The sequence below is a fragment of the Cucumibacter marinus DSM 18995 genome (assembly GCF_000429865.1).
GTDB classification, from domain to species: Bacteria; Pseudomonadota; Alphaproteobacteria; order Rhizobiales; family Devosiaceae; genus Cucumibacter; species Cucumibacter marinus.
This window is the reverse complement of the sequence record NZ_AUCR01000009.1, coordinates 55,831-70,865: the sequence shown is the minus strand read 5'-3', so window position 1 is coordinate 70,865 and position 15,035 is coordinate 55,831. Positions and strand designations below refer to the sequence as shown.

Genomic DNA, 15,035 nt, shown 5'->3' with positions numbered 1-15,035 from the left:
CTCTAGATACCCGGGACAGGGGCGCGCCGGCCAAACAGCCGGCGCCCGAACACATTGACCAGCAGGCCGGCGAAGATCGCCACGGCGCCTATGGCAACGGCGGGGCTGACGGTCTCGCCCAGCACCAGCATACCGGAAATGAAGCCAAAAACAGGCACCATCAGCGAGAAGGGCGCGACCGTCGAGGCCGGGTGCTTGTGGAGCAGATGGTTCCAGATGGCGAAGCCGAGAACGGTCGTTGGATAGGCAAGATAGGCGACAGAGACGATCGCCATCGGAGTCGGGTGGCTGAGGGCGGTGAGCGCGGCCTCGCCTTCGAAAATGGCCGAGAGCGCGAAAAGCGGCAAGGGCGGGATGAGAGACGCCCAGACCATGAAGCTCAGCATGTCGAGCTTGCCGGCGCGCTTTGAGACGATGTTGGCCACACCCCAGAACCCGGCTGCGGCGACGCACAGCAGCAGGGGCACCAACTCGGCATCGACCCAGCGTTCGGCGGCGATGACCCCGATTCCGGCAAAGGCAATGGCGGCGCCCAGGATCTGCCAACGGCCGGGGCGTTCGCCAAGCACGAGGAATGCGAAGGCGATGGTGAAGAACGCCTGGAGCTGTAGGACCAGCGAGGACAGGCTGGCGCTCAGCCCGATCTTGATGGCGACGAACAGCAGCCCGAACTTGATGACGCCGAGGACGAAGCCGTAGCCCACCAGGGTTGGCCAACCGACGGCCGGGCGCTTGATGAAGAAGACGAGTGGCAGGGCGGCGAACAGGAACCGCAGACCGGTCAGCATCAGGGGCGGGACGTCGCCGACCCCGAGCTTGATCATGACGAAATTGAAGCCCCAGATCATCGTCACCATCAGGGCGAGCAGGACGTCTTTGAGGGGCATGGCGGAGCCTTTCAGGCGGATGAGCGCCTGAAACAGGCGAGGGGCAGACTATTGTCCGCCCCCGCACCCATTACAAATCAGTATTTTCAATGGGTTCGATCACGCCAACTAAAACAGAAAGCAGTGATCGTGTCGGGTGTAGCCCGCCTGTTCGTAGAAGCTGACGGCGCCTGGCGCCGAGATCAGCAGGTAGTTCTTGCAGCCCGGGGCGAGATCCTTGACCGCCGCCAGCAACCCTTTGCCGAGGCCGTGTCCCTGCGCTTCGGGGACAACGCCGAGATCGGAGCAATACAGGCAATAATCGAAATCGGTGATGCATCGGGCGATGCCGAGCAGGGTACCGTTCTCGTCGCGGGCGGTGACCATGAGGTCGGAGGCGTCGAGAATGCGCTGCGCGCGTTCAGGATCGTCCTTGTAGGGCCGGCGCTCACCCAGTGTCGACCGGGTGACCACCGACATGAACTCGTCGAGCGAAAGGTCCGGCTCGACGGCGTAGGAAATGTGCATCTCAGCCCTCTTTGAAGACACGCGAGAAGATCGTGTCGACGTGCTTGAGATGATAACCTTCGTCGAACATGGCGTCGATTGCGCTGTCCTCAAGGGCGGCCGAGACTTCCTCATCGGCCTTGAGGAAGGTGGCGAAATCGCCTTCGCCGCGCCAGACCTTCATGGCGTTGCGCTGGACGGCGCGGTAGCTGTCTTCACGGCTCAATCCGGCCTGGGTGAGCGCGAGCAACACGCGCTGGGAATTGTGCAATCCGCCAAGGCGGTCGAGGTTCTTGCGCATGTTCTCGGGATAGACGACGAGGTTCTCCATGACGTTGGCGAGGCGCGCTAGGGCGAAATCGAGGGTAATGGTGGCGTCCGGGCCGATCATGCGTTCGACCGAAGAGTGCGAGATATCGCGTTCGTGCCAGAGGGCAACATTCTCGAGCGCCGGGGTGACCGCGGAGCGCACGATGCGGGCGAGACCGGTGAGGTTCTCGGTGAGCACGGGGTTGCGCTTGTGCGGCATGGCCGACGAGCCCTTCTGGCCTTTCGAGAAGAACTCCTCGGCCTCAAGCACTTCGGTGCGCTGGAGGTGCCGGATTTCGGTTGCCAGGCGCTCGATTGACGAGGCCACGACACCCAGAGCGGCAAAGAAGGCGGCGTGACGGTCGCGCGGAATGACCTGGGTCGAGACCGGCTCGACGGCGAGGCCCATCTGTTCGGCGACATATTCCTCAACGCTCGGGTCGATATTGGCGAATGTGCCAACCGCACCGGAAATCGCGCAGGTGGCAATCTCCTCGCGGGCGGTTTCGAGGCGCTTTTTGCAGCGGTCGAACTCGGCATAGGCCTGGGCCAGCTTGACCCCGAAGGTGGTCGGTTCGGCATGGATGCCATGGCTGCGGCCAATGGTGATGGTGTCTTTGTGTTCGTAGGCACGCTTTTTCAGCGCCTCGAGCAGGCGGTCCATATCGGCGAGCAGCAGGTCGGCGGCACGGGCGAGCTGCACCGACAGGCAGGTGTCGAGCACGTCAGAAGAGGTCATGCCCTGATGCACGAACCGGGCTTCCGGCCCGACGATCTCGGCGAGATGGGTCAAGAAGGCGATGACATCGTGCTTCACCTCGCGCTCGATCTCGTCGATGCGGTCGACGTCGAACCGGGCGTCGCGGCCCTTGGCCCAGACGATTTCGGCAGCCTCTTTCGGGATCACGCCGCGCTCGGCCTGGGCGGTGGCCGCATGGGCCTCGATCTCGAACCAGATCCGGAACTTGGTCTCGGGGGACCAGATATCGACCATTTCGGGGCGGGAGTAGCGAGGGATCATGGGTTTATCGTCGTTTCTTTATCTGAAAGGTGAGGGTCTGGGGCCTAACGCCCCTCGGCATAACGGGCCAGACGTTCTTCGAGCGTGCCCGTGTGAAGCTCATAGCGATGGTTGTCGAAATCGCGGAAATAGAGTGAATCGCCTTTGCCCTGGACGCGGCTGCGGCCGTTTTCGATCTCGAGGCCCGCGGTTTCGAGGCGGGTGCGGTAGGCGGCAAGTGTGCCGGGGTCGACTTTGAAAGCGATGTGATTATAGCCAGGATCGCCCTGAGGCTCGCCCTGCATGATGGCGACCCAGACCCGGTCGGCGCCGATCACAAAGAAACGCTCCGGCGAGCGGGAAAAGGTCTCCGCACCGCTGTCATAGACCCGTTCCGCGCCAAGCACGCTGGTGAGCCAGGCTTCGGCGCGGTCGAGATCGCGCACAATGAGGGTGATGTGGCTGATGCCGGAGGGCTGAGGAGCGCGCCCGGCGCTCATTGGCCCTTCTGCGCCGCGGCGCGGATCGCCTCGATGCGCGGGGCATAGGTGGCCGGATCATTGCCCTTGTAGATCGCGGAACCGGCGACCAGCGCGTTGGCTCCGGCGCGGGCGATCTCTTCGGCATTGTCTGCAGTGACGCCGCCATCGATCTCGATCTCGATATCCCGATCACCGATCAGGGCCTTGGTCTGCCTCAGCTTTTCGAGCGATTGCGGGATGAAGGCCTGGCCGCCAAAGCCGGGATTGACGCTCATGATGAGGACGAGGTCGAGCCGGTCGAGAACATTTTCGATCACCGAGACCGGGGTGGCCGGGTTGAGCGACACGCCGGCCTTCTTGCCCAGTGCCTTGATGGCCTGCAGCGAGCGGTCGAGGTGTTTGCAGGCTTCGGCATGCACGGTGATGATGTCCGAGCCGGCCTTCGCGAAGGCTTCGAGATAGGGATCGGCGGGCTCGATCATCAGGTGAACGTCGAGCACCTTGTCAGTGACCGGGCGGATCGCCTCGACGATCAGCGGGCCGATGGTGATGTTGGGCACGAAATGCCCGTCCATCACATCCACATGCACCCAGTCGCAGCCTCCCTCGTCGATGGCGCGGACTTCATCGCCCAAGCGGGCAAAATCGGCGGACAGGATCGAGGGGGCAATGCGGATCGGTTTCATGCTGGTTCCGGGGTTTCCGGTTGCGTCGCGCGGCCTCTAGCATGCGCGACGCCAACCCGCAATTGCCTCGGCCTACTCTGCGGCAGTTGTGCGCATTTCGGTTTGTGAGGCAGGTCGGGGCTTGAGCAAAACGGTCAGTCCGAGGGACACCAGCAGCATGGGGACAAGGAGCGTCAGACCGATACGGATACTGGTTGCTTCGGCCACGAAGCCGATAAACGGCGGACCGACCAGGAAACCGGCCAGGGCAATGAAGCTCAGGGTGGCCACATTGACTGCCGGCGAGCGGCCCGGTGCAGACGCTGCGGCGGTGACTCCCAGGGGGAAGCCGACCGACACGCCGACGCCAAGAAAACCGAAACCGATCATGGCGATGGTAGTGCTCGGGGCGAAATAGAGGATCGTGACACCGATAAGCGCCAGCACCGCGCAGATACGGGCGAGCATGACCGGGCCGATGGCCTTGCGGGCATAATCGCCGCTGAAACGGCCAACCGACACCATAAGGGCGAAGACCGAATAGCCGAGACCTGCGATGGCGGGGCCGGCCGCGAACATGTCGCGCAGGAAGATGGCCGACCAGTCTGCGGCCGCGCCCTCGCTCATGGTGATGCCGAAAGCAAACAGGCAGACGCCGAGCAGAATCGGATGGGGCATGACAAAGCGTGGCCCCTTCGGCCCCTCCTCTTCCGAGGAAGGCAGCGGCTTGGGCAGCGAGGTTGCGACCCATAAGCAGGGTACAGCCATGATCGCCGACAGAATGGGCAGGGAAAGGGCAGGGGCGAGGCCGATAAAGGCCTGGCCTGCGCCGATCAGGCTGCCGGTCATCATGCCGAGGCTCCAGAAGCCGTGGCATGTCGACATGATCATCTTGCCCGAGGATTTCTCGACGGAATCTGCCTCGACATTGAGGCCGAGTTCAAGGATGGCGATGGAGGCGCCGGCAAAAGCAAGCGCGAGGAACAGCGACAGCAGATCCCAGGCCCAGACCGGGAAACAGACTGCGATGAGATAGGCCACGAAACCCCAGATGATGATCTTGCGGGCGCCAAAGCGCGTGACCAGCTGGCCGCCAACAGGCAAGGCGAACAGAGTGCCGACCGGCATGCCGATCAGGGCCAGGGCCAGGGTGGCGTGGTCAAGCCCGAGGGCGCTCTGAACTTGCGGGATACGCGGAATCCAGGCCCCCATTACGAAGGGCTGCAAGAAGAAGACCGCCATGACGAGGCGATGGGGAAGCATTATTCTCTCCGGGTTGTCAGGGCCCGAAGACGCGGGCACGGGGCCTTGAAGCCTTAGCAATGTTGGGTCAAATCGCAAGCGGGGCAGGGGCACTTTTGCCGGTTTTGGCGTAATTCACCTGCCGCCACAGGCTTCACTTCCCCGGGAGCGTCGGTTTACCTCATTGCCTTCGCGAACTCATCCGGTATTCAGGCCTCACAAGGAAGGTACCGATGCTCGACTTATCCCTCCCGATCGTATTCGGGGCCGGCATTCTGAGTTTTCTCTCACCCTGCGTTCTGCCACTGGTTCCGCCCTATCTGACCTATATGGGAGGCACCACCTTTCAGGAATTGCAGACGGATAGCCGCGTCGGCAGCCAGGTTTGGTGGCGGGTGCTGTTCACCTCGATCTTCTTCATCCTCGGATTCTCGACGATCTTTGTGGGCCTCGGTGCGACGGCCACGGTGTTCGGGCAGGTGCTGCGCGAGTATTTGCCGATCCTGGCGCAGGTCGCGGGTGTGGTTATCATATTGATGGGATTACATTTTCTTGGCGTGTTGCGGATCGGCCTGCTTTATCGGCAGGCGCGCATGGAAGGCCCCTCGGTCGCGACCGGACCGGGCGGCGGCTATCTGCTCGGGCTTGCCTTTGCGCTGGGCTGGACGCCGTGTATCGGCCCGATCCTGGCCGCGATCCTGCCTGTGGCGGCCACCAGCGAGACGGCCTGGCAAGGCGCAGGGCTTCTGGCGGTTTATTCGGCCGGGCTTGGGGTGCCGTTCCTGATCGCGGCGCTGGCTTTTGGGCCGTTCCTCGGGTTCTTTGCGAAGTTCCGCAAGCATCTGGGGACGGTGGAAAAGATCATGGGCGCGCTGCTGATCGTCACCGGGTTCCTGTTCATCACCGGCAATTTCACCCGGATTTCCTTCTGGTTGCTCGATACCTTCCCGGTTCTGCAGACATTTGGCTGAGCACCGTTAGCCCGGCCTTAACCCTCGAATCGATGATTTCGTGCTCAATGCCCGCACAATGGTGTTGATTCACAATCCGTTACCGCGCGGGCGCTAGCGTTTTCGCGCGACAAACGGAGGGCGCAATGGACGCCAGCTCGATCATCGACAGCCAAACTGTACCTTCAGCCGGCAGTGACGCCAGCTGGGTCGACACCGCTGAGATCGCGGTTGCGGATCATATCGACGCCTTCGAGGCGGACTGGCGGCAGCTTGAACAGGCCGGGATCGATTCGCCCGGGCAAAGCTATGATTTTATCCGGGCCTGGGTCGACGCGATCGGGTTGCCCAGGAACAAGCAGGTCTACGCCTGTGTGCGCGAAGGCGGGCGTCCCGTGCTTGTGCTGGCGCTGTGCCGTTCGAGCCGCTTTGGCGTGCGCAAGCTCGAATGGATTCCCGGCGATCACGTGGGCTGCAATGCACCGGTGGCCGCCAAGGCGCGACTTGCCGCACTGGGCGATGCCGGGCGCCGGGCGCTTTGGCGGCGGATCATTGCGGCATTGCCGGCCCATGACGTGATCTCTCTCAAGGCCATTCCCGCGGATATTCTCGGCCAGGCCGATCTGTTCGGTGGGGCCAGCAGAACCGGTGCCTGCGATTTTCTCTATCGTTCGGAATTCGAGAGCTGGGAGCAATGCGATTCCGTCCAGCGCAATCGCAAACGGCGCAAACGTGACCGCCAGCAGGGCACCAAGCTCGACAGCCTGGGCGATGTGGCGTTCCGGGTTGCCGGTCCCGAGGAATACCAGGCGGCGCTCGATACGATGTTCGCGCAAAAGGCTGAGCGTTTCAAAGTGCTGGGCATACGCGATCCGTTCGCGGATCCGGCGATCCAGAAGGCCTATCACGATGTGCTGGCGCGCTCGGAAACGCTCAAACCCCTGCTTTATGTGATGCTGCTGAACGGCGAGTATGTCTCGGTGCGCTATTGCATCGGTTATGGGGACAGGCTGTTCGCGCTGATCTCCTCGATGTCTGAAGATCCCGCGTTCCAGGTGGGCTCGCCAGGCAAACAGTCCCTTTTGAGGATTGTGCAGACCATTTTCGATGAGGGCTGGCGGTCGTACGATCTGGGCGTTGGCGCATCGGACGAAAAGCGCAACTGGTGCAATGTGCAGCTTGGCGTTTGTCACCACTATTTGCCGCGGACCCCGCAGGGACTGGCCTATATGCTCGCGCGCAAGAGCGCCGACGGGATCAAGGTCGCGATCAAGAGCAATGAGAAGCTGTTCGGTTTCTACAAGCGGCTGCGTTCCAAGGGCGTTACCGCCGCTGCCTCCGAGGGTGACGACGACTAGCGGACCGGTCCGGCCCCTTCATTGCCAAACTCTATGCGCCTATCCTCCTCACCGAGATTGGGGAGGCCGAGCATGACCATGACACCTTTGGCGATGCTGATTTTTGTCGGGGCGGCGATTGCAGAGATCGCCGGCTGTTTCGCATTCTGGGTCTGGCTACGACAGGGTGGAAGCGTGTTCTGGGTGGCGCCGGGGCTCGCCGCGCTCGCGGTCTTTGCCTGGTTGCTGACCCTGGTTCCCATCGATCACGCGGGCCGAACCTACGCGGCCTATGGCGGGATCTATGTCGTCGCTTCGCTCATGTGGTTGTGGCTGGCCGAGGGCAGGCGGCCAGACCTGTGGGATGTTGCCGGCGCTTTGGTGGTTCTGGCGGGGGCGGCGATCATTGCCCTGGCGCCGCGCGCAGCCTCCTGACCCCTTGCATCAAATCAGTTTGAGGCCCTTCATCGAGGCGTGGCCATCGCGCCCGATGATGATGTGGTCATGCACGGTGACACCAAGCGGCTGAGCAATGTCGATGATGGCGCGTGTCATCTGGATATCGGCCGAGGAGGGTGTGGGATCGCCCGAGGGGTGATTGTGCAACAGGATGATCGCGGTGGCGGAGAGTTCGAGCGTGCGGCGGATCACTTCGCGGGGATAGACGGGGGTATGATCGACAGTGCCGACCTGTTGCACTTCGTCAGCGATCAGGCGGTTTTTCTTGTCGAGGAATAGGATGCGGAACTGCTCCTTGCTTTCGAATGCCATCTGGCCGCGGCAGTAATCCAATAGCGCCGACCAGCTGCCCAGCACCGGGCGTCCGGGCAGCTTGTCGCGGCCATAGCGGCGGGCCGCGGCGTGGATGACCTTGAGATCGGCGATGGCGGTGGGGCCCAGGCCTTCGGTCTCGGCCAGCAGGTGCTCGGGCGCGCTCAGAACCTCCGAGAAACTGCCGAAGCGGGCGATCAGCGCCTTGGCGACCGGTTTGGTGTCGCGGCGGGGCAGGAGCCGGAACAACAGCATTTCGAGGAGTTCATAGTCTTCCATGCCGTCGCCGCCGTTGCGGCGAAAGCGGTCGCGCAACCGGTCGCGGTGGCCGTGGAAATGCGGCTTGGGCGCGCGGACGGCGGTGTCCGGTTCTGACGGAGAAGCCTCAGCGGTTTCGGGCTGGGGCTTGCCGTCGGTCATTGCGCGTTGCGGGCGGCGAGAGGGTTGAACAGGCCCCGCGGCGAGAGGGTGAAGATCTCATGGCCGGTCTCGGTGATGCCGATGGAGTGCTCGGCCTGGGCCGAGAGGGTGCGGTCGCGGGTGACCGCGGTCCAGCCATCGGAGAGCACTTTCACATGCGGGCGGCCGAGATTGATCATCGGCTCGATAGTGAAGATCATGCCGGGCTTGAGTTCGGCGCCGGTGCCGGGTGTGCCGAAATGCAGGATGTTCGGCTCGTCGTGGAAGAGGCGGCCAAGTCCGTGGCCAACGAAATCGCGGACGACCGAGGTGCGCTCGCTCTCGGCATGGGCCTGGATGGCGGCGCCGATATCGCCGGTGGTATTGCCGGGTTTGGCGGCCTCGATGCCGAGGGCGAGGGAATCGTAGACGACCTCGATCAGGCGTTCGGCCTTTCGGGAGATATTGCCGACCGGATACATGCGCGAAGTGTCGCCATGCCAGCCATCGACGATCAGGGTGATATCGATATTGACGATATCGCCTTCGCGCAGCGGTTTGTCCGAGGGAATGCCATGGCAGACCACGTGGTTGATCGAGGTGCAGACCGAATGGCGGTAGCCCTTGTACATCAGGGTCGCGGGGAAGGCGCCATTATCGCGGGCGAATTCGAAGGCGAGATCGTCCAGTTTCTCGGTCGTGACGCCCGGTTCGACATGATCGTAAAGCAGATCCAGTGCCTCCGCCGCGAGGCGGCCGGCACGGCGCATGCCCTCAAAGCCTTCCTCGCCATGGAGCGGGATGACCCCGGAGATGCGCTTGCTGTCGGGTTTTGCGGGTGCGTAGGTAACCATGAAGCCTTCCTGAAAACGGTCGGACCCTAACTCTCCCCCGCCAAAATGGGAAGGGACCGCCGAACGGTGATTTCGACCTTACCGATATCGCAATCATAGCAGATCATTTCTACCCCGGATTTTCGCGCATGGGCGAAGGCAGCGGCATAGCCGGAGTCGATATCGCCGGCGAGGGAAAAGGTCTCGCAGTCCATGCGCTGAACGAGGTAGAGGGTCGCGGCACGGTGACCGGCCTCCACCATTTTAGCGAGTTCGCCCATATGCTTGGCGCCACGGGCGGTGACGGCGTCCGGGAATTCGGCCCGGCCCGGGTTGCGGCACAGATGGACGTTTTTCACCTCGAGATAGCAGTCCGGCAGGCCCGGCTCGGTAAGAAGAAAATCGATGCGGCTGTTTTCGCCGTAGCGGACCTCGGGGCGGACGCTGGTATAGGCCGCGAATTCGGGAATGGCCCGCGCCTCGAGTGCTTCACGCACGATCCGGTTGGGGTGGGCGGTGTTGATGCCGACAAGGCCGGTCTCCAGTTCGACGAGTTCCAGCGAATAGGCAAGCTTGCGCTTGGGATTATCGCTTTTCGAGAGGTGGACGGTCAGACCCGGCATGGCAAGGCCGGTCATGGCGCCTGGATTGGCAACGTGCGCGGTGATCGTCTCACCCGTCTCTTCCAGCGTGACATCGGCAAGGAACCGTTTGTAACGGCGTTCGAGCCGGGCTTTGACCAGGGGCTGGGGGAGTTTCACCGGCTGCATCCTCGCGAACTCGTTCACACCGCGCGGATGCGCGGCGCTTGCAATCTGCGCCGCCTTGTTTAATCCAGACAGTTCGCAACGCAACCCCGCCACGTCATGGCGCAACGCGCATCTGGGAACCGATATGCCGGCCAAAGACATCACCGCATCCATGCTCGTTATCGGCGACGAGATCCTCTCCGGCCGGACGAGAGACAAGAATATCGGCGTCCTCGCCGATTTCTGCGGCGAACTCGGGATCGACCTCAAGGAGGTGCGGATCATCGGCGACGAGCTCAGCGAGATCGTTGCCGCCCTCAATGCCCTGCGCGAGAAGTACCGCTATGTCTTCACCTCGGGCGGGATCGGGCCGACCCATGACGATATCACCGCCGATGCGGTGGCAGCGGCGTTCGGGGTCGAGCTCGAGATCAGCGAAGCCGCCAAGCAAGCCATGATGGACCGTTTCCCCGGATACGAGATGACCCCGGCGCGGTTGCGCATGGCGCGGATCCCGCAAGGGGGCGACCTCATCGAGAATAGCGTTTCGGCGGCGCCCGGCATTCACATCGGCAATGTCTATGTGATGGCGGGCGTGCCGAGCGTGTTCGAGGCGATGCTGGCGGCGATCGCGCCGACGCTTGAGACCGGCAAGCGGGTGTTGAGCACATCGATCGACTGTTTTGTCGGCGAAGGACGGCTCGGTGATCCGCTGGGCGCATTGCAGGCCGAGTTCCCCGACGTCAAGATCGGCAGCTATCCACAATTCGGCGGGGGGCGGCGGTTTTTGACCCAGGTCGTGCTACGCTCCGCCGATCAAAGCCGGCTCAATGCGGCCACCGACGCGGTACAGGCGCTTGTCGAACGGCTGCACACCGAACACCAGGCGGAAATCGCCAACCATCCCAAAACCTGAAGCAAGGGCACACCAGAACCATGAACGGTCCGTCCTCCAAGTCGTTTCCCGTCACCTGGGACCAATTCCACCGCGATTCCAGGGCGCTGGCCTGGCGCCTGATGGACAAGGGGCCGTATTCGGCGGTGGTCTGCATCACCCGTGGCGGGCTGGTGCCCGCGGCCATCGTGGCGCGCGAACTGGGCATTCGGGTGATCGAGAGCGTTTCGGTTGCCTCCTACGACCACAAGGACCAGGGCAATATCCGCGTGCTCAAGCCGATCGCCGACAGCGTTCTGGCAGCCAATGGCGGGGCCGAAGGCAGTGTGCTGATCATCGACGATCTGGTCGATACCGGGGCGACGGCGCGGGTGGTGCGCGACATGCTGCCGGGCGCGCATTTCGCCACGGTCTATGCCAAGCCCAAGGGCCGCGAAATGGTCGACACCTTCATCACCGAGGTGAGCCAGGACACCTGGATCTACTTCCCCTGGGACCTCGACGTGAGCTATGTGCCGCCCATATCGGGGCAGGCCGACTAGGGGCCGACCACCCCCGGTGGACCGCAGGATTTCCCTGTCAGGGCCTGCTTCCGGCGTGCTATAATGGTGGTGTGCGAGGGAGGCACTCATCATGAAAACTCTAGCCTTGTGCGTTGTGGCGGCCTTGTCCGTGGCAGCGGCGCCTGCGCTGGCGGAACCAACTGTCGAGCGGGGCAAATATATCGTTCAGGGTCCTGGCGGTTGCGGCAACTGCCACACCCCTTTAGGGCCCGAGGGACCCATGTTCGACATGGACCTTGGCGGCCGCGTGGTCGAGGAAAGCGAGGCGTTCACCGCCATCGCGCCGAATATCACGCCGGGTGGCCCGATTGCCGCTTGGTCGGACGCAGAGCTGGCCAAGGCGATCCGCGAAGGCATCCGGCCGGATGGCTCGGTGATCGGCCCACCCATGCCCATCGGGCTCTATCGCGGGTTGGGCGACGACGATCTCGCCTCGATCGTGATGTATCTGCGCACGGTGCCGGCGGTCGAGAACGACCCGGGTGAATCGCAATACAACATCCCGCTGCCGCCGGCCTATGGCCCGCCGATCGAAAGCGTGACAGCGCCCGAGCAGGGCGTGACTGTGGAATATGGCGAATATCTCGCCAATGCGATCAGCCACTGCACGGAATGTCACACGCCGATGGGCGAGATGGGGCCGATGTTCGAGACAGATCTCGGGCGCGGCGGTTTCGAATTCCATGGTCCTTGGGGTGTTTCGGTGGCGGCCAATATCACGCCACATGAGGACGGGATCGGCAATTATTCGGATGACGAACTCAAGGCCATCATCACAAAGGGTGTGCACCCCGATGGCCGGCCCATGTTCCCGCCAATGCCTTATGGTTATTTCGCGCGGATGACGCCGGACGATCTCGACGCGATCATCCTTTATCTGCGCAGTCTCGAACCGCTGCCCGACAAGGGGTGAAGGCCGGAGCTGACGTGAGATGAACTCGGAAGGGGCCGCCGCTGTGCGGCCCTTTTTGTTGAGCCGGGGATGCGCTGGCGGCGGCGCTTTGCTTTTGCGCGGCCTCAATGTACACAGATGCCCGCCGCGGGCGTGGTGGAACTGGTAGACACACAGGACTTAAAATCCTGAGGCCGTATGGCCGTGCGGGTTCGAGCCCCGCCGCCCGCACCACTCCGAGCCGTGCGTGCAGCGCCAAATCGATCCAGTGGATCGATTTGAAGCGAGGAGGCCATGAGAGCTGCGCTCGAATGGCTGCGACGCCTCGCACGGCTGCCGGCTGCTCGCCCTCGCCCTTCGTGGTTCGACGAGCTCACCATGAGGGCTCAGGATGAGGTCTCCGGATAGACGTCGCGAGGAGGCCAAGAGAGCTGCGCTCCGTCTTTCCTACCAGTATTTATACAGAGTTATTTCCTGCGTGACTGGCGTATTCTACCCCTGAAATTGGGGGGCAATATGCGACATCTGACGGGTTACTTATTCATCATCTTGATCTCATTCAACTTGCCGGCGACCGGGTGGGCTGCGAATCCGCTGGGTGATCCGCTCATTCGCGCTTGCCTGCAATCCGGCGCCGCGCAGGTGCGCGATGCCACCGGCACAATCATCGACTGCGAACACCCACGGCAGAATGTGACCATCAGCCGGCACAACCGGGATTTCTCCTTCGTCACCTATACGGACAATGCGCAATATCTGAACGGGGGTACGAAGCGGTTCGGGCTTTATGGGGAACTCGCTATCGAGTGCCGGTCCGGGCGGGCCGCCCGGTCCATGATCGACAGTTTCCGGAGCAGTGGGGGGCTGTTCACTTCGCGGGACAACAACAGAGATGTATCGCTGTTCACCTATGACAGCCGGTCTCAGGAGAATGCGAAGAAGATATACAGCCTGTTGGCCACATCGGCCGCCAATATCGAGGAGTTTGTTCGGACAAACCTGTGCCCGAGCGACCCCGTCAAGATCGTGACCTTTCCCCACCAGCAGCCGGATGGGTCGGATTACCGTGTCGCATTCGGTATTGATACGTCACGCAGTGTTACGCCCGGCCCGATTCCGGGGGTTCTGGCCAAGGCGGCCAATCTGCTACTCCCGATCCTGTTCAGTCAATATTCTGACAGCAAGATCAAGACGCTGGCCGACGCTACCCAGACCAACTACAGCACGATCCTCACGCCGATTCTTGCACTTTCCAACGGCAGCGAATTTGTCGGTGACAATGTGGGGCTGAACCGGGACCTCAACAGCATGCATCTGTTCTACAGGGGACAGGAAGTATACCGATTGACGACAAGAACGATCCTCTCGCCGGCAGAACCTTACCTCGAGCAGGCCAAGATATCCGGCTATGCGGATGCAACTGTGCGGTATCTCGATGCCTTTGCCAAGCCTGACGCCGACGGCAAAAAGCTCTCGATTGCCGATGTCACAGAGCCGCTTGAGGAAATCGAAGACGGCAAGTTCTTCTGGAAGGACGAAAAATACATTCTGGACGACGATATATCGGCGTTCTGCCGCAATCTGACGAGTGTCGTCAATGCGACCACGATCAATATGGACTCCTCAGATGTCCTGCCGATTTATCTTGTGTTTCGCGGTGCGCTCGAGGGATTTGTCGACATCAATGAAGACAACCGGATCGCCTGGTTCTGGACCTGTCTGACAAAGAACCGGGTCGATCGCCTTGCTGAGCTTCGTAAGATCAACACCGACTGGAATGCGGTCTATGTCGCGCAGCAAGAGGTGACGGCCCGCCTGGAGCGCCAGGAAAGGGAACGTGCTCAGCAAGCAGAAGACGAGGCTGCGGCCGCTCAAGATGAGGCGTTGGGCGATGGTTTCAGCGTTAACGAGCTATCATCCGTCCTGGGTCGCATCGGGACCCTTTTAAAGGCCAAGAACCCCGATAGGGAGTTCAGGGAACAGGACCTATACAGCCACCTGGATGTCGGTGCGGTCATCGATGGCGGCGCTGCCTTCACCACGAGTTCGGGCGCCGGAGGGCGGCAAGCGCTCGAAGAGATATTCGATCAGCTCTCCGGACCGGCAAGTGTCAATCATTTCGGCTGCTACGTCTTTACCGACAAGGATCGCGACAGCAACCGATATCGCGGTGTCACGCTGTTCGTCGATCTCGGCCGGTCAGTGCCTGAAGAGGAGCCGGATTTTGCGGCATCGGACGATGCCGGTGACGGCGAAGAGGCTCAGGCTGACCGGTCCCAGCTGCATGCCGTTATCTTCCGTTTCAACAGGGCAAGTGTCGGGGAAGGGACGGCGCTGCGTATCTCGGATATCCGGTTTCAGAATCCGGACGCACTGACCTGTGGGGCAGCGAAACAGGTCCACCTATCGAAGGCTTGCGGCGCCAACGACGATTTCGAACCCTGGGAGCAGGACGCTTGCAAGGCTGCGCTCGAAAACGGGTAGGTGGACCGTTATGACATCAAACGGCTGATGCTTTCGCGCCTGGTAGGCGCGCGGTCGATGTTACATCAACCGGATCAGACAGTGACTTGCA

The 15,035-nt window shown here is 62.2% G+C and carries 16 protein-coding genes and 1 tRNA gene; 8 read left to right on the top strand and 9 right to left on the bottom strand.

Going from position 1 to position 15,035, the window contains the following annotated elements; translation table 11 throughout:
- Positions 1-2: 2 nt before the first annotated feature.
- The 6 genes from G489_RS0106380 to G489_RS0106355 all read right to left on the bottom strand — a co-directional run bounded on the left by G489_RS0106380 (position 3) and on the right by G489_RS0106355 (position 5,092).
- The gene (locus G489_RS0106380; RefSeq protein WP_029040833.1) at positions 3-887 is read right to left on the bottom strand and encodes an EamA family transporter; all 885 of its coding nucleotides are present in this window, start codon (positions 885-887) and stop codon (positions 3-5) included.
- Positions 888-995: 108 nt separating this feature from the next.
- Positions 996-1,394, bottom strand: a complete 399-nt coding sequence (locus G489_RS0106375; protein ID WP_035871806.1) for a GNAT family N-acetyltransferase — start codon at positions 1,392-1,394, stop codon at positions 996-998.
- Position 1,395: 1 nt separating this feature from the next.
- Positions 1,396-2,703: an adenylosuccinate lyase gene (gene purB, locus G489_RS0106370; protein ID WP_029040831.1), complete on the bottom strand. Its 1,308-nt coding sequence runs from the start codon at positions 2,701-2,703 to the stop codon at positions 1,396-1,398.
- Positions 2,704-2,747: 44 nt separating this feature from the next.
- Complete coding sequence (gene fosX, locus G489_RS0106365; RefSeq protein ID WP_035871804.1) at positions 2,748-3,182, bottom strand: FosX/FosE/FosI family fosfomycin resistance hydrolase; 435 nt, start codon at positions 3,180-3,182, stop codon at positions 2,748-2,750.
- Entirely contained in the window at positions 3,179-3,850 is a 672-nt protein-coding gene (gene rpe / locus G489_RS0106360) for a ribulose-phosphate 3-epimerase (protein WP_029040829.1), read from the bottom strand. Before rpe ends, fosX begins: the two co-directional genes overlap by 4 nt.
- Before the next feature lie 72 nt (positions 3,851-3,922).
- Positions 3,923-5,092 carry an MFS transporter gene (locus G489_RS0106355; protein WP_029040828.1) on the bottom strand — a complete coding sequence of 390 codons (1,170 nt, stop codon included), beginning with the start codon at positions 5,090-5,092 and terminating at the stop codon, positions 3,923-3,925.
- A 212-nt stretch (positions 5,093-5,304) separates the two neighbouring features.
- Between G489_RS0106355 and G489_RS0106350 the strand changes: the two genes are divergently transcribed.
- The 3 genes from G489_RS0106350 to G489_RS0106340 all read left to right on the top strand — a co-directional run bounded on the left by G489_RS0106350 (position 5,305) and on the right by G489_RS0106340 (position 7,793).
- Positions 5,305-6,042, top strand: a complete 738-nt coding sequence (locus G489_RS0106350) for a cytochrome c biogenesis CcdA family protein (protein ID WP_029040827.1) — start codon at positions 5,305-5,307, stop codon at positions 6,040-6,042.
- 125 nt (positions 6,043-6,167) lie between these two features.
- Positions 6,168-7,379, top strand: coding sequence for a GNAT family N-acetyltransferase (locus tag G489_RS0106345; RefSeq protein ID WP_029040826.1), 1,212 nt, complete (start codon positions 6,168-6,170; stop codon positions 7,377-7,379).
- Between the two features lie 72 nt (positions 7,380-7,451).
- A complete protein-coding gene (locus G489_RS0106340) occupies positions 7,452-7,793 on the top strand; it encodes a YnfA family protein (RefSeq protein WP_029040825.1) in 342 nt (113 codons plus the stop codon).
- Between the two features lie 9 nt (positions 7,794-7,802).
- Here the strand turns inward: G489_RS0106340 and radC are convergent, their stop codons facing one another.
- Genes radC through sfsA form a run of 3 tightly spaced genes read right to left on the bottom strand, consistent with a single transcriptional unit; the run spans position 7,803 to position 10,122 of the window.
- Positions 7,803-8,549, bottom strand: a complete 747-nt coding sequence (radC, locus tag G489_RS0106335; RefSeq protein WP_029040824.1) for a RadC family protein — start codon at positions 8,547-8,549, stop codon at positions 7,803-7,805.
- Complete coding sequence (gene map / locus G489_RS0106330; RefSeq protein WP_029040823.1) at positions 8,546-9,382, bottom strand: type I methionyl aminopeptidase; 837 nt, start codon at positions 9,380-9,382, stop codon at positions 8,546-8,548. Before map ends, radC begins: the two co-directional genes overlap by 4 nt.
- 26 nt (positions 9,383-9,408) lie before the next feature.
- A complete protein-coding gene (gene sfsA / locus G489_RS0106325; protein WP_029040822.1) occupies positions 9,409-10,122 on the bottom strand; it encodes a DNA/RNA nuclease SfsA in 714 nt (237 codons plus the stop codon).
- A 133-nt stretch (positions 10,123-10,255) separates the two neighbouring features.
- On the opposite strand from sfsA, the gene G489_RS19385 reads away from it, so the two are divergent.
- The 5 genes from G489_RS19385 to G489_RS0106300 all read left to right on the top strand — a co-directional run bounded on the left by G489_RS19385 (position 10,256) and on the right by G489_RS0106300 (position 14,944).
- Positions 10,256-11,026 (top strand): competence/damage-inducible protein A, encoded by a 771-nt coding sequence (locus G489_RS19385; RefSeq protein ID WP_051332378.1) that lies wholly within the window; start codon positions 10,256-10,258, stop codon positions 11,024-11,026.
- A 20-nt stretch (positions 11,027-11,046) separates the two neighbouring features.
- On the top strand, positions 11,047-11,547 hold the full coding sequence (gene gpt, locus G489_RS0106315; RefSeq protein WP_029040821.1) for a xanthine phosphoribosyltransferase: 501 nt from the start codon (positions 11,047-11,049) through the stop codon (positions 11,545-11,547).
- A 91-nt stretch (positions 11,548-11,638) separates the two neighbouring features.
- A complete protein-coding gene (locus tag G489_RS0106310; protein ID WP_155889330.1) occupies positions 11,639-12,481 on the top strand; it encodes a c-type cytochrome in 843 nt (280 codons plus the stop codon).
- A gap of 126 nt (positions 12,482-12,607) precedes the next feature.
- A tRNA-Leu gene (locus G489_RS0106305) sits at positions 12,608-12,694 on the top strand.
- Between the two features lie 600 nt (positions 12,695-13,294).
- Positions 13,295-14,944, top strand: a complete 1,650-nt coding sequence (locus tag G489_RS0106300) for a hypothetical protein (RefSeq protein WP_162142411.1) — start codon at positions 13,295-13,297, stop codon at positions 14,942-14,944.
- Positions 14,945-15,035 lie beyond the last annotated feature (91 nt).

Excerpts from the sequence above, each read along its gene's own strand:
- G489_RS19385 (WP_051332378.1), top strand. The coding sequence starts at position 10,256 with ATGCCGGCCAAAGACATCACCGCATCCATGCTCGTTATCGGCGACGAG.
- radC (WP_029040824.1), bottom strand. The coding sequence starts at position 8,549 with ATGACCGACGGCAAGCCCCAGCCCGAAACCGCTGAGGCTTCTCCGTCA.
- G489_RS0106350 (WP_029040827.1), top strand. The coding sequence starts at position 5,305 with ATGCTCGACTTATCCCTCCCGATCGTATTCGGGGCCGGCATTCTGAGT.
- fosX (WP_035871804.1), bottom strand. The coding sequence starts at position 3,182 with ATGAGCGCCGGGCGCGCTCCTCAGCCCTCCGGCATCAGCCACATCACC.
- gpt (WP_029040821.1), top strand. The coding sequence starts at position 11,047 with ATGAACGGTCCGTCCTCCAAGTCGTTTCCCGTCACCTGGGACCAATTC.
- G489_RS0106345 (WP_029040826.1), top strand. The coding sequence starts at position 6,168 with ATGGACGCCAGCTCGATCATCGACAGCCAAACTGTACCTTCAGCCGGC.
- G489_RS0106375 (WP_035871806.1), bottom strand. The coding sequence starts at position 1,394 with ATGCACATTTCCTACGCCGTCGAGCCGGACCTTTCGCTCGACGAGTTC.
- G489_RS0106310 (WP_155889330.1), top strand. The coding sequence starts at position 11,639 with ATGAAAACTCTAGCCTTGTGCGTTGTGGCGGCCTTGTCCGTGGCAGCG.
- rpe (WP_029040829.1), bottom strand. The coding sequence starts at position 3,850 with ATGAAACCGATCCGCATTGCCCCCTCGATCCTGTCCGCCGATTTTGCC.
- G489_RS0106380 (WP_029040833.1), bottom strand. The coding sequence starts at position 887 with ATGCCCCTCAAAGACGTCCTGCTCGCCCTGATGGTGACGATGATCTGG.
- map (WP_029040823.1), bottom strand. The coding sequence starts at position 9,382 with ATGGTTACCTACGCACCCGCAAAACCCGACAGCAAGCGCATCTCCGGG.
- G489_RS0106340 (WP_029040825.1), top strand. The coding sequence starts at position 7,452 with ATGACCATGACACCTTTGGCGATGCTGATTTTTGTCGGGGCGGCGATT.
- purB (WP_029040831.1), bottom strand. The coding sequence starts at position 2,703 with ATGATCCCTCGCTACTCCCGCCCCGAAATGGTCGATATCTGGTCCCCC.
- G489_RS0106355 (WP_029040828.1), bottom strand. The coding sequence starts at position 5,092 with ATGCTTCCCCATCGCCTCGTCATGGCGGTCTTCTTCTTGCAGCCCTTC.
- G489_RS0106300 (WP_162142411.1), top strand. The coding sequence starts at position 13,295 with ATGATCGACAGTTTCCGGAGCAGTGGGGGGCTGTTCACTTCGCGGGAC.